Source organism: Arthrobacter sp. 2762 (assembly GCF_040548745.1).
Classification (GTDB): Bacteria; Actinomycetota; Actinomycetes; order Actinomycetales; family Micrococcaceae; genus Arthrobacter.
In genome coordinates, this window is record NZ_JBEPSI010000005.1 from 378,437 (window position 1) to 385,116 (window position 6,680).

Annotated in this window: 8 protein-coding genes and 1 pseudogene; 7 read left to right on the forward strand and 2 right to left on the reverse strand. The window is 61.6% G+C overall.

The features are described from left to right. The first annotated feature begins 85 nt into the window (after nt 1-85). The 3 genes from ABIE18_RS12215 (at nt 86) to ABIE18_RS12225 (ending at nt 1,983) form a co-directional block, all read left to right on the forward strand. Nucleotides 86-1,057, forward strand: a complete 972-nt coding sequence (locus ABIE18_RS12215) for a hypothetical protein (RefSeq protein WP_499723050.1) — start codon at nt 86-88, stop codon at nt 1,055-1,057. 93 nt (nt 1,058-1,150) lie between these two features. Next, nucleotides 1,151-1,519 carry an ArsR/SmtB family transcription factor gene (locus ABIE18_RS12220; protein ID WP_499723052.1) on the forward strand — a complete coding sequence of 123 codons (369 nt, stop codon included), beginning with the start codon at nt 1,151-1,153 and terminating at the stop codon, nt 1,517-1,519. After that, nucleotides 1,516-1,983 (forward strand): SRPBCC family protein, encoded by a 468-nt coding sequence (locus ABIE18_RS12225; protein WP_499723053.1) that lies wholly within the window; start codon nt 1,516-1,518, stop codon nt 1,981-1,983. Before ABIE18_RS12220 ends, ABIE18_RS12225 begins: the two co-directional genes overlap by 4 nt. Here the strand turns inward: ABIE18_RS12225 and ABIE18_RS12230 are convergent. Next, entirely contained in the window at nt 1,980-2,621 is a 642-nt protein-coding gene (locus tag ABIE18_RS12230; RefSeq protein WP_499723055.1) for a LysE family translocator, read from the reverse strand. The two genes, ABIE18_RS12225 and ABIE18_RS12230, sit on opposite strands and share 4 nt — an antisense overlap. A 103-nt stretch (nt 2,622-2,724) precedes the next feature. On the opposite strand from ABIE18_RS12230, the gene ABIE18_RS12235 reads away from it, so the two are divergent. After that, nucleotides 2,725-3,180 (forward strand): Lrp/AsnC family transcriptional regulator, encoded by a 456-nt coding sequence (locus ABIE18_RS12235; protein WP_431116996.1) that lies wholly within the window; start codon nt 2,725-2,727, stop codon nt 3,178-3,180. 33 nt (nt 3,181-3,213) lie between these two features. On the opposite strand, the gene ABIE18_RS12240 is transcribed toward ABIE18_RS12235, so the two are convergent. Continuing rightward, nucleotides 3,214-3,672 carry an Lrp/AsnC family transcriptional regulator gene (locus ABIE18_RS12240; RefSeq protein WP_431120058.1) on the reverse strand — a complete coding sequence of 153 codons (459 nt, stop codon included), beginning with the start codon at nt 3,670-3,672 and terminating at the stop codon, nt 3,214-3,216. 338 nt (nt 3,673-4,010) lie between these two features. On the opposite strand from ABIE18_RS12240, the gene gluQRS reads away from it, so the two are divergent. The 3 genes and pseudogenes from gluQRS to ABIE18_RS12255 all read left to right on the forward strand — a co-directional run. After that, the gene (gluQRS, locus tag ABIE18_RS12245) at nt 4,011-4,898 is read left to right on the forward strand and encodes a tRNA glutamyl-Q(34) synthetase GluQRS (protein WP_499723057.1); all 888 of its coding nucleotides are present in this window, start codon (nt 4,011-4,013) and stop codon (nt 4,896-4,898) included. A 24-nt stretch (nt 4,899-4,922) separates the two neighbouring features. Next, nucleotides 4,923-6,047, forward strand: coding sequence for a serine hydrolase domain-containing protein (locus ABIE18_RS12250; RefSeq protein WP_499723059.1), 1,125 nt, complete (start codon nt 4,923-4,925; stop codon nt 6,045-6,047). Between the two features lie 138 nt (nt 6,048-6,185). Then, a pseudogene (locus tag ABIE18_RS12255) lies at nt 6,186-6,419 on the forward strand (recombinase family protein); the annotation flags it as partial. Nucleotides 6,420-6,680 lie beyond the last annotated feature (261 nt).

A 6,680-nucleotide genomic window follows, 5' to 3' on the forward strand; every position in this document is an offset into this window, starting at 1 on the left:
AAACCTTGCCGACGCCGCAATAATACTCCTGAAATGCCTCCAAATGCAGGGGAATGGCCACTGAGGTGCCAGTTAGCATGGGTTCATGAGCCAGGCTCCCAACGGCGATTTCCAATCGATCTTCCATGACACCCGGGATCTCACTCCCTTCCGCGAAGGATACGTGCGCACACCCGTCCGCGGATTGGCCGATGGCGTGGGTGAAGTGCTGTCCGGCGTCCTGACTGGCCGGGACCCCGCCCGCCTTTCTGTGCTGGGCGATGTTCCCCGGTTGAAGCGCCTGTCCACCAAGCAAGCCAAGGCAATGCATGAGGCCGTTTTCACCTCTACGGAGCCTGATCGGCTTATCTCCCTGGGTCGCCTCTACCCGGGGTGGGCGGGCTTGTGTTACGTGATGGCGGGACTGTTGGCGTACAAACACGGCGGCTATCTTCGGGCGTCGGAGTTGCTGCGGCGCGGCTTAACCACAAGGATCGACGACGACGCGAGCCAGTTCTCGGCTCTCTACCTTGGGCAGGTGGTCACCAGGGTTGAGGTGGCCGAACGCATTGAAGTCCCGGTTTTGTTCAGTGAGGAGTCCGTCTTCCTCGCACTGGCCCATTGCCTTCGGGAGATGGGAATGATCGAGGCGGCGTTGGAAGCGGTGGTGGGTTTGCCGCCGTCGTTGCCTTCAGCCCTGGCGCGCTGCACCGCAGCGTTTTCGCTGGACCGGCACAGGGACGTGGTGATGTGTACGGAGGGGTTGTTGAATACGGATGATCTCTCGGCAGCCTTGCTGCTGATCCGGGCCAGGTCGCAACGGGCTCGTGGCGATTTTGAATCGGCCCAGGCGGCGCTGAAAGAGGTCCTTCGCCGGAGGAAGACCAGCCTGGCATTGCGTAATGATGCCCTCACGGACCGCGCCCTTCTCGCGCTGGACCAAGGTCGGCGGACGTTGACTCCCCGTTCCAGGCGCCCTGCCCCGCCGGCAGAGCTGGAGGCCTTGGAAGTGATCCGGAAGGATGCAGAGATGCGTCGTTTGTGGGAGAACGACTTCAGGCAGCTCAGCGGGGAATAGGGGCATTGTGCAGGAGCTGATGCAAGCGTAACCTTGTAATCAACCAAGTGATTGATAAAGCATTTGGTTGACAAAGAAAGGTCGCGCAGGGTTATGGATCCAGACGCTCTGGACAAGGCGTTCATGGCCCTTGCTGACCCCGTCAGGCGGGGAATCGTCGCCCGGCTGTCCCGGGGAGACGCAACTGTCAATGAATTGGCGGAGCCCTTTGCGATCACCAAGCAGGCCGTTTCAAAGCACATCCAGGTCCTGGAGCATGCAGGCCTGGTGACCCGCTCCCGCGACGCCCAACGCAGGCCAGTGCACCTGGACGCAGCCGCCCTCGAAGAGCTGACGGCGTGGATAGATCAATATCGACTGATCGCCGAGCGTCGCTTCCGGCTGCTCGACGAACTCCTGGCCGAATCCGGCCCCGGGGTCCCTCAGGGGTCACAACAGAAAGAAGAAGAGGAATTGAAATGAGCAATCCAACGGCAATCACTGCTGATGACGGCGTTCCGTTCGTCGATACTGTCCGCGAATTCGATGCACCAGTCAGTGCCGTATTCAAGGCGCACGTGGACCCGGATCTCCTGGCCAAGTGGCTTGGTCCGCGGGACGCGAGGCTGAACGTCACCGAATACAACGCCACCACCGGCGGCAGCTGGCACTACGAAAGTGGCCACGACAATGCGATGTACGGATTCCGCGGTGTCTTCCACACCGTAGACACCGACGAGCTGATCATCATGACCTTCGAATTCGACGGCGCCCCGGGCCAGGTGGGGATCAGCACCACGCGGTTCGAGGAAATCGACGGTCGCACCAGGATCGTCGTCCGCGAGGTCTACCCATCGGTGGAAGCGCGTGACATGGCGCTGGCTACAGGCATGAACTACGGCGTGATCGAAGGGTACGAGCGGCTGGATGAGGTACTTGCCGCCTAGCCCCGCACCACGATGGGAAGGAGTTGCTCCGTCAACAGCACTGCTCCCAGCCCAATCATGATGACCCCGCTGGCCAGCGTCACCACGCGCGCGGCGCCGGGACGTGAAGCGAGCAGCTTCCGCGAGGTCAAGGCGACCCCGGTGTACACCAGACCGGCGAGGATCACGAAGGTCAGCCCTAGCAACCCGGACTGAACAGGAACAGGCAGTGCGGCTTCGGGGCTGACGAATTGCGGCACCAGCGCCACAAAGAACAACAGGCCTTTGGGGTTGATGCCGCTGGTGCCCATGCCTTGGAAGAACGTACGGAGCTGGTTTCCTGACTGCGCGACGGCGCCTTCCGCGCTGAAGCTCGCCCCTCGCCATGAGCGCACGGTGGTGAAGCCGAGCCACAACAGGTACGCGGCGCCGGCAATCGTGAGCCAGCCCAGGAGGCCCGGGACTCCCGCCAGCAGGGCCGCCAGTCCTGCCGCCATCAGGACTGTGTGAACCACATATCCGCTGCATAACCCGGCGACAGCAGGCACGAAGCTGCGCTGACGAAGTCCAGCCGAGATGGAGTAAGCCCAATCGACGCCGGGTGTGCAGGCCAACGAGACTGCGACGAGCATGAAGGCGAGGAACAGCTGTGGGTTCACGATCTCTCCAGGGATGTAGTGGGTAGGAAAACTCTAGGGAAAATCGCCCGATAAGTGTTCCCTGATTTATCCCTGAAACCGACTATTTGGGTAAGATCATTGCGTGATTGACCACATTGACAAAAATATTTTGCGCCACCTCCAGGAGGACGGTCGAATGACCGCCACCGCCTTGGCATCGAAGGTGGGATTGACGGTGGCTCCGTGCCATCGAAGACTCCGGGACCTGGAGTCTTCCGGTGTGATTCGGGGCTACCGCGCGGACATCGATCCAGCTGCAGTAGGGCTCGGATTCGAGGCAATCGTGTTCGTCACGCTCCGCCAGGTGGAACGCACCATCATGGCGGAGTTCGAGGAACGCGTGACTGCAAGCCCCAACATCGTTGAGGCGCAGCGGCTGTTCGGCTCTCCCGACTATTTGTTGAAGGTCATCGCGGCTGATCTTCCTGCCTACCAGCGCTTCTATGACGACGAACTGGCAGCCCTGCCGGCTGTTGAGCGTCTCACGTCCACGTTGGTGATGAAGAACCTGAAGACCAACATTGGGCCGCCGGTGTAGGCGTTATTCCTTCTCGGCGTTATTCCTTCTAGGCTATTCCTTCAGGAGCCCGGTAGTCCGGTAGGGAATCACTTCGCGTAGGAACATACTGGTGGACGTGCGCACAATTCCCGGGCACAACCTGATTTCCTCCGAGACGCGGTAGAGGTCGTCCGGGCTCTTGGCTACCACCCGGATGATGAGGTCGGTATCGCCGGCAGGAGCGTGGCATTCCAGTACCTCAGGGATCTCCCGGAGCGCTGCGATGGCTTCATTAAGGTGGCTTTGATCGAGTTCGGCGCTCACAGCAGCAGCCACACCCCGGCCAAGTGCCGAGGGCAGCACGCGGCTGCTGTTGGGCCGCAACGCTCCCGACGCCGTCATCCGCTCCAGGCGGGACTGGACCGTGCCACGCGCCAGGTGCAGTTTCTGGGCCAGGACCATGATGGGGACGCGGGGATCCTCATCAAGGGCGGCGATGATCCTGCGGTCCGTCGCGTCGAGTTCCTGCAAAATGACCACTTCCTGTCTACAATTTCAACTCTGATTAGTCAGATCGACCACTCAATGCCACGTCTATTGCACCAACTGTATGCGTACTGCTGAAATGGTGACAACGAAGCAGGGCGAGGCTACCGCCGGATCCCGCAGGCAGCAGGCACCTGGAACACCACCCGGATCCCTGTACAGGTTTCCCGCAAGGAAGCAGCCGCTGATTGACTCTTGTTCACAGCATTGTCATTCTGCACCCGCCCGTCCTGACGGGCAGCACAGCAAGAGCCCCTGAGCCACCGGATCGTTGCGGTAGCTGAGGGGCTCTTGTGTTGTGCGCGGACGCATAGGCTTGGATCATGACGTCTGCAGGCCGCTTCGCCCCGAGTCCTTCCGGGGCACTGCATGTAGGCAATCTCCGCACGGCGATCCTCTCCTGGCTCTTCGCTAAATCGACTGGCCGTGACTTCCTGCTGCGCGTTGAGGACCTGGACCGGGCCCGGTCCGGCGCGGAAGCTGAGCAGCTCCGCGACCTGAAGGCGGTCGGCGTCAGTTGGGACGCCGCCGTCGTACGTCAGACTGAGCGCGGACCGCTGTACGAGGAAGCGATTGAGCGCCTGACAGCCGAGGGCCGCACCTACGAGTGCTTCTGCACGCGCCGCGAAATCCAGGAAGCGCCGTCTGCGCCGCACTCTCCACAAGGCGCGTATCCGGGTACGTGCCGGAGGCTGTCCGAGGCTGAGCGCGAGATCCGCCGGGCGTCGCGTCCGGCATCGATCCGCCTCCGATCGGAGGTCGCCCAGTGGGCTGTTGAGGACCAGTTGCGCGGCCCCTACGTGGGTGTGGTGGACGACTTTGTGCTGCGCCGCAACGATGGCGTCACGGCGTACAACCTGGCAGTTGTAGTAGACGATGCCGCCCAGGGAATCGACCAGGTGGTCAGGGGCGATGACCTCCTTCCGTCCACTCCGCGGCAGGCGTACTTGGCCACCCTGTTGGGCTTGACAGTCCCGGAATATGCCCACGTTCCGCTGGTGGTAAACCACGACGGCGTGAGGCTGGCAAAGCGCGATGGCGCAGTGACGCTGGGCGACCTCGCCGCCGTCGGAGTTTCAGCGGAGCGCGTACGCGACGTCCTCCTTGAGTCGTTGGGATTACCCGCTGGTTCCTTGCAGGGTGCCGTACCGGAATTCGAACCCCGAAGGCTGCCGAGGGAGCCCTGGGTGTGGAAAACCCCCAGAGGTTGAGTGCGGGCCAAGTAGGCTGTCTGGATGCATTCACAGGTGATCGCCCCAGGTTTCGAATCCGTAGCCGAGCTCTTCGAGAGTTTCCTCGAACGAGACCCTGAATATTCCGCCCAAGTGGCGGCGTACCATCGGGGCGTCAAGGTGCTGGATCTCAGCGGCGGGCCTCATATTCGTCCTGATTCAGTCACGGGTGTTTTCTCGTGTTCCAAGGGCATGGCCGGCCTTGTCATGGCTCTGCTGGTTCAAGACGGCGAACTGGATCTCGACGCGGAAGTGGCCAAATATTGGCCGGAGTTCGGTGTTGAAGGAAAGGCCTCCATCAGTGTTTCCCAACTTCTTTCGCATCAGGCCGGACTGTTGGGCGTCCAGGGAGGCGTGAGCCTTGAGGAAGTTAACAATTCCGAACTCGCGGCCGCGAAGCTCGCCAAACTTCCGCCCCTCTGGAAGCCCGGCGCGGCGTTCGGCTACCACGCCCTGACAATCGGCATTTTCATGGAAGAGCTGTGCCGGCGCATCACCGGTTCAACGCTCCAGGACGTCTTCGAACAGCGCATCCGGTCCGTGACGGGTGCCCACTTCTACCTTGGGCTACCGGATGCTGAGGAAGAACGTTTCGCGCCTTTCCGTTGGGCGGCCGACCCCGCGTCGCCGTGGGTGGACCCCGCCAGCCACTTCGGTTTGGCGGCCAATGCTGCAGAGGGCGACATCCTGGATCTTCCCAACATCCGCGAGGTCCGCGCCGCGGGTATGAGTTCGGTAGCGGGCGTTTCCAGCGCTGAGGGGATGGCCAGGATCTACGCTGCAGCGGTGACGGGGTTGGCGGCCGGCGGTCAGGCCGACGTCGCACCCTTCCTGACGGAGGAGACCATCCGGATGGTTTCCGCTGAGCAGGTGTTCGGGATCGATCGCGTCTTCGGCGAGACCGGTTGCTTTGCCACTGTCTTCATGAAGTCGCACAGCCGGATGCCATTCGGCAGCTACCGCGCGTTCGGGCACGACGGCGCCAGCGCGTCTTTGGGGTTCGCGGACCCTTTGTATGAACTTGGTTTTGGATACGTCCCGCAACAGGCTGAGCCCGGAGGAAATGGATGCCGCAACCTCCTGCTCAGTTCCGCCGTTCGGGAGGCGATTGCGCGGCTTGCCTCTTAGTTTTCTGTCTCGAAAATCTAAATGTTATTGAGACACCGGTATGGTCCCGATCCCGGCCAATAGCTGGCTGCAGAAAAGCGCCATAGTCCGCTAACGCTCGTCACGCTGTACTGTCTTAGCAAGTCATCTCACAGTGAAATGTCTCGCGTGCGCTGTGTGGGCGGGTTCTTGAGGCAGTATCGCGGGACGAGGATGCTTGCCTACACGAGGGTGAGTACCGCAGGCCAGGACGCGCAGCTGCAGTTGGACTCGTTGGTCTCTGATGGGGTGTAAAAGCGGGATATCTTCTCCGATGTCACGTCCGGCAGTAGATCCGTGGCTGAGCGGTCTGGGATGAAGAAGCTCCTTGACTATGCAGAAGCAGGTGACACCTTCCAGGATCGTTCGGACGAGAGTTTTCCGGTTCAAAGGAAGTGGGAGACCAACTGAGCCTCCCTCGAACAGCGGGAAGCCCGTCCCGTTACCTGAACAGCAGCCACAGATCTATGGCTGCCCTGACCGCAGCAACCAAGAGGGCAGCGGCGGAGATCCAGACGCTGGCGATCTGCCAGCTGTTGGCGCGCGGCCGCGGTTGTTCGTTCATAGTTCTCCGCTCTGTAGGGAGAACCATCGTAGAGGTGCTGGCCTGGCAGC